This window comes from Kineococcus siccus, from assembly GCF_009906795.1.
GTDB lineage: Bacteria > Actinomycetota > Actinomycetes > Actinomycetales > Kineococcaceae > Kineococcus > Kineococcus siccus.
The window spans coordinates 1-23,231 of sequence record NZ_JAAALN010000041.1; the positions used below are offsets into that span (position 1 = coordinate 1).

Here is a 23,231-nt window from a genome sequence, read left to right on the forward strand (position 1 = left end):
GCCCGTGCGCGTGTCCCCGTTCCAGGTCGCGGTGGCCGGTGGCCCCCGCCCGACGTCGACCCGCACCAAGCGCGACCTGCTCGCCCTGTCGCGCCGCTGCGAGCGGCGCGCCGGCACGGGCGGTGACGACCTCCTCGTCCTCGTCACGGTGCAGGAGAACCGGTTCTGGACCGCCCGCACACGGGCCGTCTACGCGCGCATCGCCGCGCGGGGCGCCACCGTCGTCGCGTTCGGCGTGGGGCTGCCCACCGACCTGCGCGGCCCCGGCCGCGGCGGCGTCGCGACCGTGGGCATCGCCGAGGACGACCTGCTGGCCGACGAGTGGCTCGTCGTGTTCTGCTCGCCCACCGAGCGCTGGGGGTTCCTGGCGCGCGACGCCGCGGCCGGTCTCCCGGGCGCGCGCAGCGGCCCCCGCCTCGCCCCGCCCGACGACCCCGGCACGGCCGACGCGGACCGCCGGTTCCTGTGGGCCGACCTCGACGACCCGGTGTGGCTGGAGCGCTCCGCGGCCGTGCTGCTCACGCGCGTCCCGTCGCTCGCCGTCCGCGTGCCCTGGCTCCAGCGCTGACCCACCTGAGAGGTCCTCTCCCGATGTTCTCCCGCACCAGCGCGACCCGGTCGGCGACCGTGGCCGCCGCCCACGCCGACGCCGACCGTGACGTCGCCGCCCTGGCCACCGTCGTGGCGGCCGTGACGTCCGCCCGCACGTCCGAGGACGCAGTCCGCGGCGCCCTGGACGCCGTCCGCGACGCCTTCGGCTGGGGCTACGGCTCCTACTGGCGCGTGGACCGCGGCGCCGGGGTCCTCCTCTTCGCGGCCGAGAGCGGCAGCGCCAGCCCCGAGTTCGCCGAGGTCACGCGCTCCGCGAGCTTCGCCCGGGGTGTGGGACTGGCCGGCCGGGTCTGGGAGAGCGGGGACCTCCTCTTCGTCCCCGACCTCGGCGAGGTCCGCGACTGCGTGCGGGCGCCCGCGGCCCAGCGCGCGGGCGTCGTCTCGGGCGTCTGCCTGCCGGTCGTCCTGGACGGCGAGGTCCACGGCACGCTGGACTTCTTCAGCACCGAGCGGCTGGAGCTCGGCGCCGGCCGCCTGGGCACCCTCCGCGTGGTGGCCGACCTCCTCTCCGGCGCCCTGAGCCAGGTCCGCTCGGCCGAGCGGGAGCGCGCGCGGGCCGAGGACCTCAAGGCCGTGATCGGCGTCCTGACGGAGCTCACGACGGCCGCGAACGCCGAGTCCGCCGCCCGCGGGGCGCTCGACGCCGTCCGGCGGGAGTTCGGCTGGGCCTACGGCTCGTACTGGAAGGTCGACCCCGCCGACGGCGCCCTGCACTTCGCGGTCGAGAGCGGGTCCGCCGGTGAGGAGTTCCGCCAGGTGACGCTCGCGGCGTCCTTCCGCGAGGGCGTCGGGCTCTCCGGCCGCGCGTGGCGCACGCGCGACCTGTTCTTCGTGCGCGACCTGACGGAGATGGCGGACTGCGTGCGCGCCCCCGTCGCGGCCCGCGTCGGGGTCCGGTCCGGGGTCTGCTTCCCCGTCGTGGTGCGCGGCGAGGTCGTGGGGACGATGGACTTCTTCGCCACCGAGACGCTCGACCCGAGCCCCGAGCGGCTGGCCACCCTGCGACGCGTGGGCGTCCTCGTCTCCGCTGCGCTGGAACGCATCGCCGACCGCGACCTCGGGACGCAGTCCGCCAACCAGCTCATCGCGAGCATCGCCGAGATCGCTCTGGCCGCGCAGGAGGTGGGGCACCGCTCGGGCGAGGCCGTCGCCCGCGCGCGGGCCGTGACCGGGGTCGTGACCGGCCTCGGCACGTCCAGCAGCGAGGTGGGCGAGGTGGCCCAGCTGATCCGCGGCATCGCGCAGCAGACGAACCTGCTGGCGCTCAACGCGACGATCGAGGCGGCCCGCGCCGGCGAGCTCGGACGCGGTTTCGCCGTCGTGGCGACCGAGGTCAAGGAGCTGGCCCGGCGCACGGCGGACGCCACGGAGGACGTCACGACGAAGACCGGCGCCATCCAGCACGACACCCGGGGCGCGGCCACGGCGATCGAGGACGTCTGCGTGGCCATCGACGCCGTCTCCGCGGCCCACGCCCAGATCGAGGAGGTCATCGCGGAGGTCGTCGAGCGTCAGGCCGCGCTCACCGCGGAGTTCCAGCGCCGCAACCCGTGAGCGGTCCTACAACCAGTCCTTCGACCGGAACGCCGCGTACAGGCTGACGCACACCGTGGCGATGACCCCGAGCACCACGAAGTAGCCGTACCGGGTGCTCAGCTCGGGCATGTTCTCGAAGTTCATGCCGTAGATGCCCGCGATGGCCGTGGGCACCAGGGCGATCGCGGCCCACGCCGAGATCTTGCGCATGTCCTCGTTCTGCCGGGCGGCGACCCGGTTCTGCCGCACGCTGACCTGCGTGAGGTGGGCCTGCAGCACGTCCGTGAGCAGCCGGTCGTAGCCGTCGATCGCGTCGGCGGCGCGCAGGAGGTGGTCCAGGACGTCGCGGTAGTACGGGCGCTTCTCGGCGGCGACGGTCGTGCCGGCCGGGCCGGCGTCCCCGTCGACCAGGCGCTGCAGGGGGGCGACGAGGGGACCGACCGCCCGCTTGAACTCCAGCACCTCCCGCTTCAGCTTGTAGATGCGCTCCGCGTGGTCGGCCTCGCCCCCGCTGAACACCTGCTCCTCGATCTCCTCGATGTCGACGGCGATCGCGTCGACCACCTCCGTGTACCCGTCCACGACGTGGTCCAGGAGGCGGTACAGCACCGCACCCGGTCCGGTGGGCGCGTGCCGCTCGTCGCCGTCCACCTCGCGCCGCACGGTCGCGACGACGCTCGACTCGCCGTGCCGCACGGTGATGAGGAAGTGCTCGCCCAGGAAGATGGCGATCTCGCTGACGTCCACGACCTCGTCGTGGTCGACGTAGCGGACGGGCTTGAGCACGGCGAACGTCATCGCGGGGTACTGCTCGAACTTGGGCCGCTGGTGGGCGTTGATGGCGTCCTCCACGGCCAGGGCCGGGAGCTGGAAGAACGTCGCGAGCCGTTCCAGGTCGCGGGCGCTCGTGCCGTGCAGGCCGATCCAGACGAAGCCCCCGTCGGTGCGGGCGCTCGCGAGGGCGGCGTCGAGGTCGTCGACGTGCCGGTGCCCCCCGTCGGGGTCGTACAGCTTGCACTCGACGACGGGCAGCGCGGCCAGCCCCTCGGGCTCGGCGGCGGGGACGGCCCGGGGGCTCGGCGACGGCGGTCGCACGGTCACGCGCTACCTCCAGGGGTCGGGGACGGTCGGGTCGGGTCCCACTGTCACACCTCCACGGCGTCCTCGGGGACGAGCTCGTGGGCGGTCCCGGCCAGGGGCAGGTCCAGGACCATCGTCAGGCCCCCGCCGGGGGTGTCCTCGGCGACCAGGTGGCCTCCCACGGCCTCGGCCAGGCCGCGCGCCACCGCGAGCCCCAGGCCGAGCCCGGCCCCGGACCGGTCGCCCAGGCGCTGGAACGGGGTGAAGGCCCGCTCCTTCGCGGCCCCCGCCAGCCCCCGACCGTGGTCCACGACGAGCAGCCGCACCTGCTGCCGGGCGTCCTCGACCGAGACGCTCGCGACCACCTCGACCCGCGCACCCCCCGGCGCCTCCCCCGTCCCGGCGCCGTGCCGGTGCGCGTTCTGGACCAGGTTGGCGACCACGCGCCGCAGCAGCCCCGGGTCGGTGGACACGAGCGGCAGGTCCTCGGCCACGTCCACCGACACCCGGTCGGCGCCCACCTCGCCGGCGACGTCGGCCAGCGCGAGCCCCACGACCTCGTCCAGTGCCACGACGACCATCCGGGGCTGGACGACGCCGCTGCGCACGCGCGTGAGGTCGAGCAGGTCGTCGATGAGCCCCTGCAGCCGGTCGGCCGAGCCGCCCACCGAGGCCAGCAGCTCGGCGCGGTCGGCCGCCGACAGCTCGATGTCGGTGGCGCGCAGGCTGTCGACGGCCGCCTTGAGGGTCGCCAGCGGCGTCCGCAGGTCGTGCGAGACGGCGGTGAGCAGGGCGCCGCGCACCGCGTCGCCCTCCTCCAGCCGCCGCACCTGGGCGGCCTCCGCGCGCAGCCGCTGGCGCTGGCGCAGGGCGGCGATCTGCCCCGCGAACGCCTCCAGCACGCGGCGGTCGTCGGCGCTGAGGAGGCGCCCGCGCAGGGCGAGGCAGAGCGTCTCCTCGACGACCACCTCGGCGTCGCCCTCGCTGGGTGCCGTGCACACGGGCGCGCCCGCCGTCGCGACCACGCGCCACGGCGTCGCGGTGTCCTCGCGCTCGAGCAGCGTGACGGCGTCCACCGCGAAGGTCTGGCGCGTGTGCTCGAGCGCCTCGTCGAGCGGGTGGGCGGCGACGAGCGCCGTGCGGGTCAGGACCGACAGCGCCTCGGTCTCGGCCCGGCTGCGCGCGGCGTCCTGCGTCCGGCGGGCCGCGCGGTCGACGGTCCCCGACAGCGCGACGGCCACCAGGAGGAACACGCCGAGCGCGACCGCGTTGGCGGGCTGGGCGATCGTGAACCGGTGCAGCGGGACGGTGAAGAAGAAGTTCACCAGGAGGCTGCCGAGCAGGGCCGCGCCGAGCGCCGGCCAGACGCCGCCCGTGAGGGCCGCGGCGACCACGACGACGAGGAACGGCATGAGGTCGGTCGAGAGGTCCTGCGGGGGCAGGGTCAGCAGCAGCGCCGTGAGCAGCGCGGGCCCGCCCAGCGCGACGAGCCAGCCGAGCAGGCGGCGGTTCGGCGACAGCGCCGCGTGCGCGCGCCGGGGCAGCCGCAGGCCCTCGGGGTGCTGGTCGTGGGTGACCACGAGGACGTCGATCGCCCCCGAACCGCGGACGACCCCGTCGCCCACGCTGCGCCGGAACAGCGACGACAGCCGGCTGTGGCGGCTCGCGCCGACCACGATCTGGCTGGCGTTGACGCCGCGGGCGAACCCCAGCAGGGACTGCGCGACGTCGTCGCCCACGACCTGGTGGTAGGTGCCGCCGAGCGTCTCGGCGAGGGCGCGCTGCTGGGCGAGCAGCACCGGGGAGGACCGCACGAGGCCGTCGGCGCTCGCGACGTGCACGGCGTGCAGCTCACCCCCGGCTCCGCGACCGGCGATGCGCGCGGCGCGCCGGACGAGCGTCTCGCCCTCCGGGCCACCGGTCAGGGCCACGACGACGCGCTCGCGCGTCGGCCAGGGCGAGTCGATGCCCTGCTGGGCGCGGTAGCGCTCCAGTCCCTCGTCGACCCGGTCGGCCAGCCACAGCAGCGCCAGCTCCCGCAGGGCCGTGAGGTTGCCGATGCGGAAGTAGTTCGACAAGGCGGCGTCCACCTTGGTGGCGGCGTAGACGTTGCCGTGCGAGAGCCTGCGCTGCAGCGCCTCCGGCGTCATGTCGACGAGCTGCACCTGCTCCGCGCGGCGCAGCACCTCGTCGGGGACGGTCTCGCGCTGCCGGACCCCGGTGATGTGCTCGACGACGTCGTTGAGCGACTCCAGGTGCTGGATGTTCACGGTCGAGACCACGTCGATGCCCGCCGCGAGCAGGTCCGCCACGTCCTGCCACCGCTTGGCGTTCTTCGCTCCGGGCGCGTTGGTGTGCGCCAGCTCGTCGACGACGGCGACCTCGGGCGCCCGCCGCAGCACGCCGTCGAGGTCCAGCTCGTCGAACTCCGCGCCCCGGTGGGTCAACCGCTTGCGGGGCAGCACTTCCAGGCCCTCCAGGGCGGCGGCCGTGCGCTCGCGGCCGTGGGTCTCGACGACGGCCACGACGACGTCCGTGCCCCGGTCCGCGCGGCGGTGGGCCTCGTCGAGCATCGAGAACGTCTTGCCCACGCCGGGGGCGGCCCCGAGGAACACCCGCAGCCGCCCGCGGCCGTCCATGCTCAGCCGGCCGTCGCGGCGAGCGCGACGTTGAGCTCGAGGACGTTGACGTGCGGCTCGCCGAGGAACCCGGCGGCCCGGCCCTCGGTGTGGGCCGCCACCAGCGCGGCGACCGTCTGCTCGTCGAGGCCGCGGGCCCGGGCGACGCGCGCCACCTGCTGCTGCGCGTAGGCCGGCGAGATGTCCGGGTCGAGCCCGCTGCCCGAGGCGGTGAGCGCGTCGGCGGGCACGTCGGCGGGGTCGACGCCGTCGCGGGCGGCGACGTCGGCCCGCCGCTGGGCCACCGCCGCGGCGAGGTCGGCGCTCTCGGGCCCGAGGTTGGACGCGCCGGAGGCGAGCGGGTCGTACCCGTCCTCGCCCGCGGCCGAGGGGCGGGGCGCGAACCACTCGTCCCCCGCGAACTGCTGACCGATGATGGCCGAGCCGACCGGCCGGCCGGCGACGCTGAGGACCTGGCCGTCCGCGCGCGCGGGCACGAGCCGCCCGGCGGCGTAGACGACGCCCGGGTAGACCAGGCCGAGCACGACGGTCGCCGCGGCGAGCAGCACGAGCCCGGTCCGGGCCTGGCGCACGAGCCCCGCGAGCGACGCGGTCGGGCCGGCGTCCGCGGTGCCGGTGGCCGCCGCGGAGCCGCTGCGGGAGGAGCGCGAGTGAGAGGACATGTCAGCCGATCCCCGGGATGGTCGAGACGAGCAGGTCGATGAGCTTGATGCCGATGAACGGGACGACGACGCCGCCGAGGCCGTAGACGAGGATGTTGCGCCGCAGCAGCGCGGCGGCGCTCGAGGGCCGGTACCGCACGCCCCGCAGGGCCAGCGGGATCAGCGCGACGATGACCAGGGCGTTGAAGACGATCGCGGACACGATCGCGGACTCGGGTGTGGCCAGGCGCATGACGTTGAGGCGGTCCAGCTGCGGGAACGTCGTCACGAACATGGCCGGGATGATCGCGAAGTACTTGGCGACGTCGTTGGCGATGGAGAACGTCGTGAGCGCGCCCCGCGTGATGAGGAGCTGCTTGCCGATCTCGACGATCTCGATGAGCTTCGTGGGGTTGGAGTCCAGGTCGACCATGTTCCCGGCCTCCTTGGCGGCCGAGGTGCCGGTGTTCATGGCCACGCCGACGTCGGCCTGGGCGAGCGCCGGGGCGTCGTTGGTGCCGTCGCCCATCATCGCGACGAGCCGGCCGCCGGACTGCTCTTGGCGGATCAGCGCGAGCTTCTCCTCGGGCGTCGCCTCGGCCAGGACGTCGTCCACCCCGGCCTCGGCGGCGATGGCCCGCGCCGTGCGCTCGTTGTCACCGGTGACCATGACCGTGCGGATCCCCATGGCGCGCAGCTGCTCGAACCGCTCGCGCATGCCGTCCTTGACGACGTCCTTGAGGTGCACGACGCCGAGGACCCGGGCGCGGCCGCCGACCGACTCCGCGACGACCAGCGGCGTGCCGCCCGAGGTGGCGACGTCCTCCACGCACTGGCCGACCTCCGCGGGGACGTCGCCGCCCTGCGTGCGGACCCAGTGCGTGACGGCGGCGGCCGCGCCCTTGCGCACCTGGCGGACCCCGCTCCCGTCGCCGTCGGCGCCGAGGTCGACCCCGCTCATCCGGGTCTGGGCCGTGAACGGCACGAACGTGGCGTCGGTCAGCTCCCCCTCGGCGCGGGCCCGCAGGCCGTGGCGCTCCTTGACGAGGACGACGATCGAGCGGCCCTCGGGGGTGGCGTCGGCGAGGCTGGACAGCTGCGCGGCGTCGGCGAGGTCCGCGTCCTCGACGCCGGGGGCGGGCAGGAGCTCGTGGGCCTGCCGGTTGCCGAGGGTGATGGTGCCCGTCTTGTCCAGCAGCAGGGTCCCGACGTCGCCCGCGGCCTCGACGGCGCGGCCGGACATGGCGAGGACGTTGCGCTGCACCAGCCGGTCCATGCCGGCGATCCCGATCGCGGAGAGCAGCGCCCCGATGGTCGTGGGGATGAGGCAGACCAGCAGGGCCACGAGGACGACGACGCTCTGCGGCCGGCCGGAGTAGACGGCCATGGGCTGCAGCGTGACGACGGCCAGCAGGAACACCAGGGTCAGGCTCGCGAGGAGGATGTTGAGCGCGATCTCGTTGGGCGTCCGCTGGCGGGCGGACCCCTCGACCAGGGCGATCATCCGGTCGACGAAGCTCTCGCCGGGCTTGGCCGTGATCCGCACGACGATGCGGTCGGAGAGGACCGTGGTGCCGCCCGTGACGGCGCTGCGGTCGCCGCCGGACTCGCGGATGACGGGCGCCGACTCCCCCGTGATGGCGGACTCGTCGACGCTCGCGACGCCCTCGACGACGTCCCCGTCGCCCGGGACGGTCTCGCCCGCCTCCACCACGACGAGGTCGCCCACCCGCAGGGCGGACGAGGCGACGCTCTCCTCCTCGGCCGCGCCCTCGCGCAGCAGCCGGCGGGCGGTCGTCTCCGAGCTGACCTTGCGCAGGGAGGCCGCCTGGGCGCGCCCGCGGCCCTCGGCGACGGCCTCGGCGAGGTTGGCGAACACCACGGTGATCCACAACCAGACGACGATGACCCACGCGAACACCGACGGGTCGGTGACGGCCAGGACCGTGGACAGCGCGGCCCCGACGGCCACGACGAACATCACCGGGGTCTTCACGAGGTGCCGCGGGTCCAGCTTGCGGAACGCGTCGGGCAGTGACGCGACGAGCTGGCGCGGGCTGAACGCGCCGCTGGCGACGCGGTGCGGGCCGGCCGGTGCGGCGGGCGACGCGGGGACGGAGGTGTCCGGGAGGGTGGGCGTGCTCATGCGAGGGCCTCTGCGAGGGGTCCGAGGGACAGGGCGGGGAAGAACGTGAGACCGGCGACGACGACGATGACCGCGGCGTGCAGCCCCGCGAAGGTGACCGAGGACGTGGGCAGGGTCCCCGTGGTGGCGTCGGCCGGGCGCTGCCGGGCGAGAGCGCCGGCCAGCGCGAGCACGAGCAGGAGCGGGACGAAGCGGCCCGCGACCATCGCGAGGCCGAGCGCGGTGTTGTAGAAGGCCGTGTTGGCACCGAACCCGGCGAACGCGCTGCCGTTGTTGTTGGCCGCCGAGGCGAACGCGTACAGCATCTCCGACAGCCCGTGCGGCCCGGAGTTCAGCATGGCCGAGCGGGTGGACGCGCTCGACAGCGCGACGGCCGCCCCGACCAGCAGCGCGAACGGCGTCGCGAGGATGTAGAGCGCGACGAGCGTGATCTCGCGCTGGCGGATCTTCTTGCCGAGGTACTCCGGCGTCCGGCCCACCATGAGGCCGCCCAGGAAGACGGTGAGGATCGCCAGCACGAGCATGCCGTACAGACCGGAACCCACCCCGCCGGGCGTGACCTCGCCGAGCATCATGTTCAGCAGCAGCGCCCCGCCGCCGAGCGCGGTGTAGCTGTCGTGGAAGGAGTTCACCGCTCCCGTGGAGGTCATGGTCGTCGACGTCGCGAACAACGCCGACGCCCACTCGCCGAAGCGGACCTCCTTGCCCTCCATGGCGCCGCCCACGGCCTGCGGGACGGTGCCGAGCGCGTGCGTCTCCGCCCAGGTGGTGACGGCGAGCGAGGCACCCCACAGGCCGCCCATGACGGCGAGGATCGTCAGGCCCTGCCGGTGGTCGCCGACCATCGTGCCGAAGGTGCGGGGCAGGCTGAAGGGGATCGCCAGCAGCAGGAAGACCTCGAGCGCGTTCGACACGGCCGTGGGGTTCTCGAAGGGGTGCGCGGAGTTGGCGTTGAAGAAGCCTCCGCCGTTCGTGCCCAGCTCCTTGATGGCCTCCTGCGAGGCGATCGGGCCGCCGACGATGGTCTGGCTGCCCCCCGCGAGCGTCGTGTACTCCGTCGCCCCGGTGAAGTTCTGCACGACCCCGGTCAGCAGGAGCAGCACGGCCGCGACGAGCGCCAGCGGCAGCAGGATGCGGACCGTGGAGCGCACGAGGTCGACCCAGAAGTTGCCGATCGTGCCGGTGCCGCGGCGGGAGAGGCCGCGCACGAGGGCGACGGCGACCGCGAGACCCACGGCCGCGGAGAGGAAGTTCTGCACGGTCAGGCCGGCCATCTGCACCAGGTGCCCGAGCGCGGACTCCCCGGAGTAGGACTGCCAGTTGGTGTTCGTCACGAACGACACCGCGGTGTTCCACGCCTGCGTCTGCTCCATCGCCCCGAAGCCGAGCGACAGCGGCAGGTGCCCCTGCAGCCGCAGGAAGGCGTAGAGCACGAGGACGGAGACGGTCGAGAAGCCCACGACGGACAGGGCGTAGGTGGGCCAGCGGGTGTCGGCGTCGCCGTCCACGCGCAGGAGGCGGTAGGTGGCCCGTTCGACGCGCAGGTGGCGCGGGGAGCTGAGGGAGCGGGCGATGTGGTCACCGAGCGGCACGTGGACCGCGGCGAGCAGGAGCAGCAGCAGGCCGATCTGCAGGAGGCCGGCCGCGGTGTCGGACAGGGTGCTCACCGGGGCTCAGAACCTCTCGGGGCGCAGCAGGGCCAGCAGGAGGTACCCGGCCAGCAGGACCGCCAGGACGAGGCCGGCGGCCTCGCCGGCGCTCACCGGCGCTCCAGCGCGCGGACGAGGAGCGTCGCGACCAGCGCGAGGACGAGGGTGAGTGCGACGAACCCGAGGTCGAGCACGGGGACTCCTGGGGAGAGGGGGACGGACGGTGGCACGTCCCGAGTGCAGCACCGGGCCCCCGGCGCACCGGGCGTCCTGACGCTCCCTTGACGCGCGGGCCCCGTTCCTTGACGCGTCCTTGACGCAGGCGTACGGGAGTCGTCAAGGTCCGGCGCCGGAGCGCCCGGACGGCCGCACCCTCACCTCGTGACCTCCTCCCTCCCGCGGCCCGCGGTCCACGACGACGACCGCGCCCTGCCCGCCGAGCTGCGCGTCCTGCTGACGTGCGGCGCCCTCGTCGTCGCAGTCCTCCTCTGCCGGCTCACCGGCCTGGCCGCCTCCGGCGCCCTGCTGCTGTTCGTGGTGCTGACCGTCGTGAGCAGCGTCGGCCTGCCCTGGCGGGCCGCGGTCCTCGTCGCGGCGAGCGCGTGGGCCGTGCACACGGGCTTCGTCGTGGGCCGCTTCGGCGTCCTCGATCTCTCCGCCGACCGGCTGGTCGAGCTCGCGCTGTTCCTGGGCGCGGCCTCGGTCAGCTGGCTCGCCGGCCGGGGCGCCCACCGTGCCCGGGGCACCACGACGGACGCCCGCCACCCCGGGGAGGGGTGACGGGCGTCGGGTCGTGCGCGAAGCGACCGCGGGGCTCAGCCCTTGAGCGCGCCGGCGGCGATGTTGGCGATGAAGTGCCGCGAGCCGATGAGGAAGACGCCGATCAGCGGGAGCACGCTGACGAAGGCGCCGGCCATGATGAGCCCGATGTCGTTGCTGTAGGCGGTGTTGAGGCTCGCCAGCGACGTCTGCAGCGTCTGGCGGGCCGGGTTGTTCAGGACGATGAGCGGCCAGACGTAGTCGTTCCAGACGGTGATGAAGGTGAAGATGCCCAGGAAGGCGAGTCCGCCGCGCAGCATCGGCAGCCCGATCGACCACCACGTGCGGAAGAAGCCGGCCCCGTCGATCCGGGCGGACTCGATGAGCTCGTCCGGGATCGAGGACATCGCGAACTGGCGCAGCAGGAAGATGCCGAAGGCGTTTGCGGCCCCGGGGACGATCAGCGCCTGCAGCCCGCCGACCCAGCCCAGCTCCGACATGAGCCAGAAGCTCGGCACGAGCGACAGGTTCGCGGGGAAGAGGAACGTCGCCATGACGACCAGGAACAGCGGGCCCTTGCCCGGGAAGTCGTACTTCGCGAAGGCGAAGGCCGCCAGGGAGTCGAGCAGGACGACGAGCAGGGCCGACGCGCCGGCCACGATGATCGTGTTGACCAGGGAGCTGAGCAGGTCCACGTTCGCCAGCAGGTTGGAGAAGTTCGTGCCGAAGTTGTCGCCGGGCAGCAGCTTCGGCGGGTAGGAGAAGATCTCCCCCGTGGTGCTCGTCGCCATGACCAGCAGCCAGTAGAACGGGTAGAGGGACAGCAGCACCCCGATCAGGATGCACAGGTGCGTCACGGCCGAGGACAGCAGCTGCCGCGGCGCGGACCCGGGGCCCCGCCCGGCCTTGTGCAGGCCGGGCTCGACCGCGGTCGCGGGCCTCTCGCGCAGGCTCATCGTCCCGCCCCCTGACGCTTGGTGCGCACGGTGTCGCGCTCGCTGAGCAGGCGCCAGTTGATCGCCGCGAAGACGGCGGCCAGGAGGAACAGCGCCCAGGCGATCGCGGAGCCGTAGCCGAAGTCGAACTGCGTGAACGCCTGGTTGTACTGGTAGAGCACGATGGTCATGCCGGCCTCGTTCGGGCCGCCGCCGTCACCGAGAAGGATCTGCGGCTCGGTGAACAGGCCCAGGCCACCGATCGTCGAGGTGATGACGGTGAAGAGGATGACGGGCCGCAGCATCGGGATGGTGATCGAGGTGAACATGCGCCAGAACCCGGCCCCGTCGACCTTGGCCGCGTCGTAGAGCTCGGTCGGCACGGCCTGCAGGCCCGCGAGGTAGATGATCGCGTTGTAGCCCGTCCACCGCCAGATGACCATGACCGCGATCGTGACGCGGATGCCCCAGTCGGTGGACAGCCACGGCAGCGCGTCGGCGCCGAGCGCCGTGAGGGCGGAGTTGACGAGCCCGAAGGTGTCGGAGAACACCGACCCGAAGACGATGGCCATGGCGACCATGCTCGTCACGTTGGGCACGAAGAACGCCACCCGGTAGAACCCCTTGAACCGGATGTTCTGGTGCAGCAGGAACGCCATGAGCAGGGCGAGCAGCAGCATGGGCACGGTCGAGATGACCCAGATGATCATCGTGGTGGTGACCGCGTTCCAGAACCGCGGGTCCTGCAGCAGGTACGAGTACTGCGCCAGGCCGACGAACTCGATGTCGCCGATGCCGTCCCAGTCGGTGAAGGACAGGGCGATCGAGCACGCGATGGGGAAGAGCCCGAAGACGAGGAACAGGACGTAGAACGGGGAGACGGCGACGTACTGCGCCCAGTTCTCCCGGATGCGGCGGCGCCGCGTCCCGCTCGGCCCGGTGACCGCGAGACGCTCGCGGGCGGCGGGACGGGCGGGGGCGCGCAACGGGACGGCCATCAGACGACTCCTCTCTTCGCGAGGATCCGCAGGGTCTCCTCGACGGCGTCGTTCCAGGCCGTGTCGGGGTCCTTCCCGGCGCTCTCGACGTTGGCGATCTGCACGGCGAAGGCACCCACCTGGCTCTCGTAGGTGCTGATGAAGGTGGTGGGGACCTGCAGGGCCGCCTCGCTGAAGAAGGCCAGCGGGTCCTGGTCCCCGAAGTAGTCCCCGCCCGTCATCGTGCCCAGCTGGAAGCTGCGCGGCGCGGACGGGAACAGCTGCATCTCGTTGTAGGAGGTGGCCTGGCTCTCGGGGGTCGTGAGCCAGCGCATGAAGGCGACCGCGGCCGCCGGGTCCTTGCAGGTCTTCGGCACGGCCATGAAGGAGCCGCCGCGGTTGCCCGGCAGCTCCGGCTGGGGCGCCAGCCGCCACAGGCCGCGGGAGTCCGGCGCCGTCTCGGCGATGACCTGCGCCCACCAGGCGCCGTCGATGTGCCCGGCGACCTTGCCGCTGGAGAAGGCGGAGTTCTGGTCGGTCACGAGCTGGAGGTTGCCCGTGGCCCCGGCCTTCGCCGCCCGCACGGCCACGTCCCACGCCTCGCGGATCGCGTTGCCCGGCTGCGTGAACAGGGGCTTGTCGTCCGCGTCGAGGTACCGCTCGGAGCTGGCGTTGATGTGCTGCTGGAACACCGAGAGCGCGTTGATGATGATGAACGAGCCGCCCTCGGCCGCCCGGAGCTGGACCCCCAGGTCGATCCAGTCGTCCCACGTGCGGATGGCCGCCCCGACGTCCTGGGGCGAGGACGGCAACCCGGCCGCCTCGAACAGGTCCGCGCGGTAGAAGAAGCCGGTCGGCCCGGTGTCCATGGGCCAGAAGCAGAACCGGCCGCTCGTGGTGGTGCCGAGCGACCACTTCCAGTCGTAGAACTCGTCGCGGACCTCCTCGGCCCCGAACTCGTTGAGGTCGTGGAACAGGTCCTCGTTCGGGAAGTAGAGGGCGACGTTGTCGTTGAGCGCCGTGATGTCGGGGATGTAGGCGCCCCCGGCCAGGCTCGTGCGCAGCTTGCTGTCGAAGGTGCCGCCGATGAGGTCGGCGCGCAGGCGGCGGGTGGTCCCCGGGATCTGCTCGGCGGCCTGCGCGAGCAGACCGGGTGAGAAGGAGCGGTTCCAGTACCAGAGCACCAGCTCGTCGGGGTCCGAGGAGATGGACACCTCCGACCCGCACCCCGCGAGGGTCGCCCCGGCGGCGAGGGCTGCGGTACCGGCGGCCGCCCTCAGGGCGGAACGGCGGGACAGGAGATCGTTCACGTGCGACCCACTCTCGACGGTGAGAACTGGTTGGTCGTCCCCGGCCGTGAGCGCTCACGGCCCGGTCCCGGGACTGTTGCACCAGCACCCGGACCTGTCAACGACCTGGGTGCCGGACGACCGTCACCGCCTCGTCGTCACGCCTTGTCGCCCCGGGGGCCGTCTGGCACCATCGCCGCGGGTCCGGCCCGCGGCCGGCGGGGGAGGACCCACCCCCGGCCGACGGACCTGTGAGGCGATGAGCCAGCTCTCCCCCGACACCGCACGAGGACGGCACCCGTCCCGCTCGGCGGCGACCATCCACGACGTCGCGGCGGCGGCCGGGGTGTCCCGGCAGACGGTGACGCGCGCCATGAACGACCTGCCGGACATCAGCGCCGCGACGAAGGCGCGCGTGCTCGCCGCCGCCGGCGCGCTGCACTACCGGCCCTCCCGGTTCGGCCGCGGGCTGGCGGTGAAGGGTTCGCACCGCACGGTCGGCCTGGTCGTCAACGACCTGACCAACCCGTACTACCCGGAGTTTGCGGCGGCCGTGCTGGGCGCCGCGGCGCAGCGGGACTGGAACGTCCTGCTCGTGGACAGCGTGCACGCCACCGACCGCCGCCGGCAGCTCATGGACCTCGCGCAGCAGGTCGACGCGATGATCGGCTACTTCGACATCGCCCCCGGCGAGGAGCGCGAGGTGCTGGGGGGCATGCCGAGCGTCGAGATCGACCCGACCGTGGAACGGCGCTCGGGCGGGGTCGTCGAGCTGGACGTCGCCCCGGCGGTCGAGGACGCCGTGGCGCACCTGCTCGCGCACGGCGTCCGCCACCCGTGGATGGTGGAGGTCTCCGACGAGGGGCTCACCAGCGGCCGCGGCCGGCTGGTCAGCGAGGCGTTCGCCCGCGCCGGCGTCCCGCTGCGGCTCGTCTGGACGTCGGCCACGTCCGTCGACGCGGGGCGGACGGCCGTGGAACCGCTGCTCCGGGCGGACGTCCCGTGCGACGCGGTCGTCGCGTGGAACGACGTCATCGCCCTCGGCGTCCTCGAGGCGTGCCGGCGCCACGGCGTCGACGTCCCGGGGGACGTGCGCGTCCTCGGCATCGACGGGCTGCCCCTGGGGACGTGGGTGACGCCGCAGCTGTCCAGCCTGGCCCTGGACATGGCCGCGGTGGCGGGCGCGGCGATCGACCTCGCGGTCGGCCTGCACGACGGCGAGCTGTCCAGCACGACCTCGACCGTGGTGCGGCGCGTGGCGCACCGCTTCGTCCGCCGCGCCTCCGCGTGAGCGGCGCCGCGGTGGGTAGGAGCCCCGCGTGACCGACATCGAGGGCCGGCGGCCGGCCGGCGAGCAGGGCGGGCTGGACAGCGGGATGGCGACGGGGTCCGACGCGGGCGAGCCGGGCGCCCCGGGACCCGGGGACTCCCCCGGCGGCGAGGACGCCGGCTTCGTGGAGGGGACCGTCGGCGCGGCGCTGTCGGCGCACGACGACGCGCCGCTGCCGGCCCTCGCGGGCGACGACGGCCCCGACGACCCGCGCACGCCGGAGTTCCGGGAGCCCACGGAGCGGGCCGCGACGACCTAGGCTCCCCGCATGGAGATCGTCGTGCCGGGGGGCACCGGCCAGGTCGGCGGTCTGCTGCGGCGGGCCCTGGTGCGTCGAGGTCACGCGGTCACCGTCCTCAGCCGGCGGCCCCAGCAGCTGGAAGCCGGTGTCCGCCACGTCCTCTGGGACGGACGGACGCTGGGCCCCTGGGCCGCCGAGCTCGACGGCGCCGACGCCGTCGTGAACCTGGCCGGCCGGACGGTCAGCTGCCGCTACACCGACGCGAACCTGCGTCAGATGATGGACTCGCGCGTCGACTCGACCCGCGTCGTGGGCGCAGCCATCGCGGCGGCGCGGCGCCCGCCGCGGGTGTGGCTGCAGATGAGCACGGCCACGATCTACGCCGACGCCCGCAGCCGGGGTGACGACCGGGGCCACGACGAGGACACCGGCGTCCTCGGCGGTGAGGAACCCGACGTCCCCCTGTCCTGGGAGTACAGCGTCCGGATCGCCCGCCGCTGGGAGCAGGCCCAGGCCGACGCGGCGACGCCGGCGACCCGGCGCGTGGCCCTGCGCACCGCGATGGTCATGCAGCCCGACCGCGGCGGCATCTTCGACGTGCTCTCCCGGATGGTCCGGGCCGGCCTCGGCGGGCCGGTCGCCGGTGGACGCCAGCACGTGTCGTGGATCCACGACGACGACGTCGTGCGCGCGGTGGAGCTGCTCCTGGCGCGGGAGGACCTCGACGGCCCCGTGAACCTCGCGGCCCCCGGTCCCGTGCCCCAGGCCGAGCTGATGCGGTCGCTGCGGCGGGCCTGGGGCGTCCGGGCCGGCCTGCCCGCCACCCGCCTCATGGCCGAGGTGGGGGCGTTCGCGCTGCGCACGGACACGGAACTGCTGCTGAAGAGCCGCCGCGTCGTCCCCGGCCGGCTGCTCGGGGCCGGGTTCACCTTCGAGCACCCGGAGTGGGACGAGGCGGCCGCGGACCTCGTGCGCCGCTCGCGCGCGGGGCGCGAGCGGCGCTGACGACGGTCCGGGTCCGCGGTCGCGGTGGGGCTCAGGCGGCGTCGGCCGCCTCGGGTGCGCTCTGCGGCGCGGACTTCGGCGTCCGGCTGAGGTCCTCGTAGAACCCCGTGCGGGTGCGGGCCAGCGTCAGCACGGCGTGCGCCGCCGCGTCGCCGAGCACCGACAGGGACTTCGTGGAGAGGTTCGCGATCGTGTCGCAGGCCGCGTGGTAGCAGGCGTCGTAGGCCACGCCCGCCGTGCCGCCGAAGGCCGCCGCCTGCTCCTCGGTCTTGACGCCCTCGGCGCCGCTGAACAACCCGCCGGCGGGGATCCCGGCCGCGATGAAGGGCCCGTAGTCGGACCGGCCGTCGAACGCCGTCGGCACGGAACCGCCGCGCGTGGCGAGGTGGTCGGTGAGGAGGCGCTCGATCTGCGCGGACCCGGGCGGGGCCGGGCTGGACTCCTCGGCGGTGTCCGACAGGTCGCCGTCGTAGACGAACGGCACGTAGTTCGGGGAGCCGACCATGTCGAAGTTCAGGTTGGCGTAGACGTCCTGCAGCTCGGCGTCCGACAGCGAGTCGACGTAGTGGGTGGCACCCAGCAGGCCGAGCTCCTCGGCACCCCAGAACGCGAACCGCACGTGCTGGCGGTCCTTGCCGCCGAGGGTCGCCATCTGCTCCGCGATCTCGAGGATCGTCGCGGTGCCGCTGCCGTTGTCGTTGATGCCCGGACCGTCGAGGACGGAGTCCAGGTGCGCCCCGACGACGACGGTGCGGGAGCGGTCGCCGCCGCGGGCGTCCGCGATGACGTTCGTGGTGGTGCGCTCCTCCGCGATCGTCTCCGCCGCCACGCGCACCGGTTCGCCCGCGCGTTCCACGAGGGCGGCGCCGTCCGCGTAGCTGAGACCCAGCACGGGAACGCCGGCGGGGCTGCCGAGCGTCCCGCCGCTGAGGTCCTGGCGGCCCGCCTGACCCTCGTTGAAGATGACGACCGCCGCGGCCTCGGCGGCCACCGCGTTGGCGACCTTGTCCGCGAAGGGGCACGTTCCGCGCTGCAGGAGCGCGACCGCCCCCGCCGGGAACCCGGTGAAGTCGCTCGCCTCGCACCCGCTGGTGGAGACGTTGTCGGTGCCGGTCGGCTCGACGACGTCCACGGGCGCGATCGGGGCGGTCACGTCCCCGGAACCCGAGTAGTCGAAGGCGACGGTCGCCAGCGGCGCCCCCGCCACCTCGAGGACGGGTTCCCCGACGACCTCGAAGTACGGGAACTCGAACTCCTGCAACCGGACGTCGTAGCCGGCGGCGAGCAGCGTGCGCTCGACGTAGCGGGCCGACGCGTCGTAGCCGGGCGTGCCGGCCGCGCGGTTGCCCCCGTTCTCGTTCGCGATGCGCTGCAGGGCCCGGGCGTGCCCGAGGATCCCGTTGACGGTGACGGCGTCGCGCAGCTTCTCGGTGCTGACCTCGTCGACGGCGGCCGCGGGGGCCGCGGGCAGGACGAGGGCGCCGATCGCGAGCGCGGCGGTGGACAGGAGGGCTGGTCGTCGCACGGCGAACTCCGCTGGTCGTAGTGGCGAGGTGGCACAACGTAGCGACAGCGGGCACACAGGGGAACCCCCGTCTCAGCGGCGCGCGGAGGGGAGGAACCGTTGACCGTCCGCACGGCGCGACGTAGGCTCGGCAATCGATTATCGATCAGAGGAGCGACGATGCTCGCAGCGCGCTACGTCCGGGCCCGCACGGTGGAGGTCGGCCCGGCGACCCCCACCCCGCCGGCCGCCGGCCAGGTCCAGGTCGCCCCCGCCTTCGTCGGGATCTGCGGCACGGACCTGCACATCTTCCACGGGGACATGGACCAGCGGGTCCGCACGCCCGCGGTCATCGGCCACGAGGTCTCGGCCGTCGTCGCGGCCGTCGGCGAGGGGGTCGACGGCTGGGCGGTGGGCGATGCCGTGACGGTGATGCCGCTGGCGTGGGACGGCACCTGCCCCGCGTGCCTCGCGGGGCACCGGCACGTGTGCCAGCACCTCGACTTCATCGGGATCGACTCCCCCGGTGGGCTGCAGCAGCTCTGGAACGTCCCCGCGTCCACCCTGGTCCGGCTGCCCGCGGGCCTGTCGCTGCGCGACGCCGCCCTGGTGGAGCCCACCGCGGTGGCCGTGCACGACGTGGGCCGCGCGGGCGTGCGGGCGGGCGAGACCGTCGTGGTCGTCGGGGCCGGCCCCGTCGGCCTGCTCATCGCCCTGGTCGCCGCGGACGCCGGCGCCGACGTCCGCGTGGTGGAGCTGGACGAGCACCGCCGTTCCGTCGCCGCGGGTCTCGGGCTGCGGACGCTGGACCCCCGCGCCGAGGACGTCGTCGCCGCGGTCGACGCGTGGACGGGTGGCGCGGGCGCCGCCGTGGCCTTCGAGGTGTCCGGTGCGGCGGGTGGGGTCGGCACGGCCGTCAGCGTGCTGGGCGTCCGCGGGCGGCTCTGCCTCGTGGCGATCCACCCCACGCCCCGCGAGGTGGACCTGCACCGGTTCTTCTGGCGCGAGCTGACGCTCGTCGGCGCCCGGCTGTACGAGCGCGCCGACTTCGAGCGCGCGGTGGACCTCGTCGCCTCGGGTGCGGTGCCGGCCGACACCGTGATCTCCCGCGTCGTCCCCCTGGCGGACGCGCCGGCGGCGTTCGCCGCCCTGGAGGGCGGTGCCGGCGTGGTCAAGGTCCTCGTGGACTGCCGCGCGGACGCCGGGGCCTCGCGTGGCTGACCTGCGGCGCAACCCCTTCGACCTCAGCGGCACGCTGGCCGTCGTCACCGGGGCCCGGCGCGGGATCGGGTTCGCGATGGCCACCGCGCTCGCCGCGGCCGGCGCCGACGTGATCGGCGTCAGCGCCCGGCTCGAGGAGGACAGCGAGGTCGAGCGGGCCGTGCGCGGCCTGGGCCGTTCGTTCGAGGGCCTGCGCGTGGACCTCTCCGACCGCGCCGCGACCACGCGGCTGGCCGCGGACCTCGCGGGCCGCGACCGTCCCGTCGACGTCCTCGTGAACAACGCGGGGACCATCCGGCGCGCGCCCGCGGCGGAGCACACCGACCTCGACTTCGACCACGTCCTCGAGGTGAACCTCTCGGCGCCGTTCGTGCTGGCCCGCGGGGTGGGCGCCGCGATGCTCGCACGCGGTTCCGGCAAGGTGGTGTTCACGGCGTCGCTGCTGAGCTTCCAGGGCGGGATCAACGTGCCCGGCTACACCGCGGCGAAGTCCGCCGTCGCCGGCCTCACGCGGGCGCTGGCCAACGAGTGGGCGGGCCGCGGCGTCAACGTCAACGCGATCGCCCCCGGCTACGTCGCCACGGACAACACCGAGGCCCTGCGCGCGGACGCCGCGCGCAGCGCCTCGATCCTCGACCGGATCCCGGCCGGGCGCTGGGGCACCGCCGACGACCTGGCCGGCGCCACCGTGTTCCTCGCCTCGCCCGCGTCCGACTACGTGCACGGCGTCGTCCTCCCCGTCGACGGCGGGTGGCTCGGCCGGTGAGGACGCGAGACGCTGCGCACGAGCGCGGAGGCACCCGCCCCGCGCACCACGAGAGCGGAGGACCGTCGTGAAGCTGGTACGCGTGGGGCCCGTCGGCCGGGAGGTGCCCGCCGTCCTCACCGACGACGGGAGCCTGCTCGACGCGTCGGGCACGGTGGCCGACGTCGACGGGGCCGCCCTGTCCCCCGAGGGGCTCGCCGCGATCGCCGCGGCCGTGCCCACGATGCCGCGGCTCCCCGCGGCCGCCGGGAACCGCTTCGGCGCGCCCGTGGCCCGGCCCGGCAAGGTGGTCTGCATCGGGCTGAACTACGCGCTGCACGCCCGGGAGTCCGGGGCGGAGATCCCCGCGGAACCCGTCGTCTTCCTCAAGACGACCGACACGGTCGTCGGCCCCCACGACGAGGTGCTGATCCCCCGGGGCAGCACGAAGACCGACTACGAGGTCGAGCTCGCGGTCGTCATCGGCCGCCGGGCCCGCTACCTCGCCGACGCGCAGGAGGCGATGGCCTGCGTCGCCGGGTACGCCGTCAGCAACGACGTGTCCGAGCGGGAGTTCCAGCTCGAGCGCGGTGGGCAGTGGGACAAGGGCAAGAGCTGCGAGACCTTCAACCCGCTGGGGCCGTGGCTGGTCACGGCGGACGAGGTGCCCGACCCGCAGGACCTGCAGCTGTGGCTCAACGTCGACGGGCAGGTCCGCCAGGAGAGCCGCACGTCCGACATGGTGTTCGGGGTCGCGGAGATCGTGCGCTACCTCAGCCGGTTCATGGTGCTGGAACCCGGTGACGTCATCAACACGGGGACGCCCGCGGGGGTCGCCCTCGGCTTCCCCGACCCGAAGCCGTACCTGCGCGCCGGCCAGGTGGTGGAACTCGGCATCGAGGGGCTGGGCACCCAGCGCCAGGTGGTGGGGCAGGCGTGAGCACCGGGGAGTTCAGCGGTCTCGCCGCCCTCGTCACGGGCGGCGCCTCGGGCATCGGCCGGGCCACCGCGCTGATGCTCGTGGCCCGCGGGGCGCGGGTGGCCTCGCTCGACCTGCGCCCGGCCGAGGCCACCGACGGGATCGTCGAGATCACCGCCGACGTGGCCGACGACGCCTCGGTCCGCGCGGCCGTCGAGCGGGCCGCGGCGGAGCTCGGAGGTCTCGACGTAGTGGTGAACAACGCCGGGATCGGGGCGCGCGGCACCGTCGAGGACACCGACGACGACGAGTACCGGCGCCTGTTCGAGGTCAACGTCCTGGGCATGGTGCGGGTCAGTCGCGCCGCCCTGCCCCACCTGCGCCGGTCGCAGCACGCGGCGATCGTGAACACGGGGTCCATCGGCGGCTGGACGGGGCTGCAGCAGCGGGTCGCCTACGACGCCTCCAAGGGCGCCGTGCACGGGCTGACGCTGTCGATGGCCGCCGACCACGTGCGCGAGGGGATCCGCGTCAACGCCGTGGCCCCGGGCACGGCGGACACCCCGTGGGTGCAGCGTCTGCTCGCCAGCGCCGTCGATCCCGAGGTGGAACGCCGCTCCCTCGAGGCGCGGCAGCCGCTCGGCCGGCTCGTCGCCGCGGACGAGGTCGCCCACGCCGTCTGCTACCTCGCCAGCCCCCTCTCGGGGTCGACGACGGGCACGCTGCTCGGGGTCGACGGCGGTTCGCACACCCTGCTCATCACCCGCTGACCCCGCCGCACCGGACCCGTGGAGACGACGATGCACACGCGCACCCTGCCCAGCTCGGGCCTCGAGCTCACCGACCTCGGCTTCGGTGCCGCGGTCATCGGCAACCTGTACCGGGCGACGTCCGACGAGGACGCCCGCGGGGCGCTCGACGCGGCCTGGGACGCCGGCATCCGCTACTTCGACACGGCACCGCACTACGGGCTGGGCCTGTCCGAGCGCCGGCTGGGCGAGGCCCTCGCGGGCCGGCCGCGCGAGGAGTTCGTCGTGTCCTCGAAGGTGGGGCGGCTGCTCGTGCCCAACGAGGACCCCACGGAGCAGGACACCGAGGGTTTCGCGGTGCCCGGCGACCTCCGGCGGGAGCGCGACTACAGCCGCGACGGCGTCCTTCGCTCCCTCGAGGCGACGCTGCAGCGCACGGGCCTCGACCGCATCGACGTGGTCTACGTCCACGACCCCGACGAGCACTGGCGGCAGGCGGCCGACGAGGCGCTGCCCGCGCTCGCCGAACTCCGGGACCAGGGCGTCGTGCGGTCGATCGGCGCGGGGATGAACCAGTCGGCGATGCTCGCGCGGTTCCTGCGCGAGACCGCGGCCGACCTCGTGATGCTCGCGGGGCGCTACACGCTGCTCGAGCAGGGCGCCCTCGACGACGTGCTCCCCGCCGCCGCGGAGACCGGGGGCAGCGTCGTCGCGGTCGGGGTCTTCAACTCGGGGCTGCTCTCGCGCGACCGGCCCGCGGCGGACGCGAAATTCAACTACGCGGACGCGCCGCCCGAGCTCGTGCAGCGCGCCCACGCGATCGCCGACGTGTGCGAACGTCACGGCACGACGCTGCCGGCCGCGGCCGTCGCCTTCCCCCTGGCGCACCCGCAGGTCGTCAACGTGACCCTGGGAATGCGGAGTGCGGACCAGGTGCGCCGCAACGCGGACCTGCTCGCCGCGACGGTCCCCGCGGCCGTGTGGGAGGAGCTGCGCGCCGAGGGCCTGCTGCGCGAGGACGCGCCCGTCCCGACCACCTGATGCCGCGCGGTCAGAACGGCGGGGGGTCGTCGACCGGTGGTCGCGGCCGCGGTGGGCGAGGGCGGGCGGCGGTGCGTCGCCGATGAGCGGTCGCCGTTTCGTAGACGTACTGGGTCTTGAAGCGGTGGTGGCTGCGGCACAGGGGTTGCAGGTTGTCCGCGGTGGACGCCCCTTCGGGCCAGGCGATGACGTGGTCGAGGTCGCAGTCGATCG

22 protein-coding genes are annotated in these 23,231 nt (G+C 74.3%); 11 read left to right on the plus strand and 11 right to left on the minus strand.

Translation table 11 applies throughout. The features are described from left to right. Positions 1–568 (plus strand): DICT sensory domain-containing protein (locus GTR02_RS07125; RefSeq protein WP_205708797.1); only part of this gene is annotated, 568 nt, incomplete at its 5' end. 23 nt (positions 569–591) lie between these two features. Next, positions 592–2,166: a GAF domain-containing protein gene (locus tag GTR02_RS07130; protein ID WP_166606790.1), complete on the plus strand. Its 1,575-nt coding sequence runs from the start codon at positions 592–594 to the stop codon at positions 2,164–2,166. Between the two features lie 6 nt (positions 2,167–2,172). Here GTR02_RS07130 and GTR02_RS07135 read toward each other — a convergent pair whose 3' ends face one another. The 6 genes from GTR02_RS07135 to kdpF are packed head-to-tail and all read right to left on the minus strand — an operon-like array spanning position 2,173 to position 10,417. Next, complete coding sequence (locus GTR02_RS07135; RefSeq protein ID WP_338073639.1) at positions 2,173–3,249, minus strand: magnesium and cobalt transport protein CorA; 1,077 nt, start codon at positions 3,247–3,249, stop codon at positions 2,173–2,175. 44 nt (positions 3,250–3,293) lie between these two features. Then, positions 3,294–5,867, minus strand: a complete 2,574-nt coding sequence (locus tag GTR02_RS07140; RefSeq protein ID WP_166606791.1) for a DUF4118 domain-containing protein — start codon at positions 5,865–5,867, stop codon at positions 3,294–3,296. Between the two features lie 2 nt (positions 5,868–5,869). Next, on the minus strand, positions 5,870–6,529 hold the full coding sequence (gene kdpC, locus GTR02_RS07145; protein WP_166606792.1) for a potassium-transporting ATPase subunit KdpC: 660 nt from the start codon (positions 6,527–6,529) through the stop codon (positions 5,870–5,872). Between the two features lies 1 nt (position 6,530). Then, positions 6,531–8,654, minus strand: coding sequence for a potassium-transporting ATPase subunit KdpB (gene kdpB, locus GTR02_RS07150; protein ID WP_166606793.1), 2,124 nt, complete (start codon positions 8,652–8,654; stop codon positions 6,531–6,533). Beyond that, a complete protein-coding gene (gene kdpA / locus GTR02_RS07155; protein ID WP_166606807.1) occupies positions 8,651–10,312 on the minus strand; it encodes a potassium-transporting ATPase subunit KdpA in 1,662 nt (553 codons plus the stop codon). Before kdpA ends, kdpB begins: the two co-directional genes overlap by 4 nt. Before the next feature lie 15 nt (positions 10,313–10,327). Next, positions 10,328–10,417 carry a K(+)-transporting ATPase subunit F gene (kdpF, locus tag GTR02_RS07160; protein WP_166606794.1) on the minus strand — a complete coding sequence of 30 codons (90 nt, stop codon included), beginning with the start codon at positions 10,415–10,417 and terminating at the stop codon, positions 10,328–10,330. A gap of 267 nt (positions 10,418–10,684) precedes the next feature. Here kdpF and GTR02_RS07165 point away from each other — a divergent pair, with 267 nt between their 5' ends. Next, complete coding sequence (locus tag GTR02_RS07165; protein WP_166606789.1) at positions 10,685–11,083, plus strand: hypothetical protein; 399 nt, start codon at positions 10,685–10,687, stop codon at positions 11,081–11,083. 35 nt (positions 11,084–11,118) lie between these two features. Here GTR02_RS07165 and GTR02_RS07170 read toward each other — a convergent pair whose 3' ends face one another. Genes GTR02_RS07170 through GTR02_RS07180 form a run of 3 tightly spaced genes read right to left on the minus strand, consistent with a single transcriptional unit; the run spans position 11,119 to position 14,284 of the window. Then, positions 11,119–12,018, minus strand: coding sequence for a carbohydrate ABC transporter permease (locus GTR02_RS07170; RefSeq protein WP_166606795.1), 900 nt, complete (start codon positions 12,016–12,018; stop codon positions 11,119–11,121). Then, positions 12,015–12,995, minus strand: coding sequence for a carbohydrate ABC transporter permease (locus tag GTR02_RS07175; RefSeq protein WP_166606796.1), 981 nt, complete (start codon positions 12,993–12,995; stop codon positions 12,015–12,017). The genes GTR02_RS07170 and GTR02_RS07175 overlap by 4 nt, the downstream gene beginning before the upstream one ends. Beyond that, entirely contained in the window at positions 12,995–14,284 is a 1,290-nt protein-coding gene (locus GTR02_RS07180; protein ID WP_166606797.1) for an extracellular solute-binding protein, read from the minus strand. The genes GTR02_RS07175 and GTR02_RS07180 overlap by 1 nt, the downstream gene beginning before the upstream one ends. 238 nt (positions 14,285–14,522) lie before the next feature. Here GTR02_RS07180 and GTR02_RS07185 point away from each other — a divergent pair, with 238 nt between their 5' ends. Genes GTR02_RS07185 through GTR02_RS07195 form a run of 3 tightly spaced genes read left to right on the plus strand, consistent with a single transcriptional unit; the run spans position 14,523 to position 16,839 of the window. Then, positions 14,523–15,554: a LacI family DNA-binding transcriptional regulator gene (locus GTR02_RS07185; RefSeq protein WP_166606798.1), complete on the plus strand. Its 1,032-nt coding sequence runs from the start codon at positions 14,523–14,525 to the stop codon at positions 15,552–15,554. 28 nt (positions 15,555–15,582) lie between these two features. Further along, a complete protein-coding gene (locus GTR02_RS07190) occupies positions 15,583–15,852 on the plus strand; it encodes a hypothetical protein (RefSeq protein ID WP_166606799.1) in 270 nt (89 codons plus the stop codon). 9 nt (positions 15,853–15,861) lie between these two features. After that, on the plus strand, positions 15,862–16,839 hold the full coding sequence (locus GTR02_RS07195) for an epimerase (protein ID WP_166606800.1): 978 nt from the start codon (positions 15,862–15,864) through the stop codon (positions 16,837–16,839). A 31-nt stretch (positions 16,840–16,870) separates the two neighbouring features. On the opposite strand, the gene GTR02_RS07200 is transcribed toward GTR02_RS07195, so the two are convergent. Then, the gene (locus GTR02_RS07200; RefSeq protein ID WP_166606801.1) at positions 16,871–18,364 is read right to left on the minus strand and encodes a M20/M25/M40 family metallo-hydrolase; all 1,494 of its coding nucleotides are present in this window, start codon (positions 18,362–18,364) and stop codon (positions 16,871–16,873) included. A gap of 159 nt (positions 18,365–18,523) precedes the next feature. On the opposite strand from GTR02_RS07200, the gene GTR02_RS07205 reads away from it, so the two are divergent. The 5 genes from GTR02_RS07205 to GTR02_RS07225 all read left to right on the plus strand — a co-directional run bounded on the left by GTR02_RS07205 (position 18,524) and on the right by GTR02_RS07225 (position 23,018). Beyond that, positions 18,524–19,564: a zinc-dependent alcohol dehydrogenase gene (locus GTR02_RS07205; RefSeq protein ID WP_166606802.1), complete on the plus strand. Its 1,041-nt coding sequence runs from the start codon at positions 18,524–18,526 to the stop codon at positions 19,562–19,564. Position 19,565: 1 nt separating this feature from the next. Further along, positions 19,566–20,330, plus strand: coding sequence for an SDR family oxidoreductase (locus tag GTR02_RS07210; RefSeq protein WP_166606808.1), 765 nt, complete (start codon positions 19,566–19,568; stop codon positions 20,328–20,330). A 67-nt stretch (positions 20,331–20,397) separates the two neighbouring features. Beyond that, positions 20,398–21,249, plus strand: a complete 852-nt coding sequence (locus GTR02_RS07215) for a fumarylacetoacetate hydrolase family protein (RefSeq protein WP_166606803.1) — start codon at positions 20,398–20,400, stop codon at positions 21,247–21,249. After that, positions 21,246–21,998: an SDR family oxidoreductase gene (locus tag GTR02_RS07220; RefSeq protein WP_166606804.1), complete on the plus strand. Its 753-nt coding sequence runs from the start codon at positions 21,246–21,248 to the stop codon at positions 21,996–21,998. The genes GTR02_RS07215 and GTR02_RS07220 overlap by 4 nt, the downstream gene beginning before the upstream one ends. Before the next feature lie 30 nt (positions 21,999–22,028). Continuing rightward, positions 22,029–23,018, plus strand: coding sequence for an aldo/keto reductase (locus tag GTR02_RS07225; RefSeq protein ID WP_166606805.1), 990 nt, complete (start codon positions 22,029–22,031; stop codon positions 23,016–23,018). A 10-nt stretch (positions 23,019–23,028) separates the two neighbouring features. Here the strand turns inward: GTR02_RS07225 and GTR02_RS22390 are convergent. Beyond that, the coding region (locus GTR02_RS22390) for an HNH endonuclease (protein WP_205708798.1) at positions 23,029–23,231 on the minus strand (203 nt) is incomplete at its 5' end.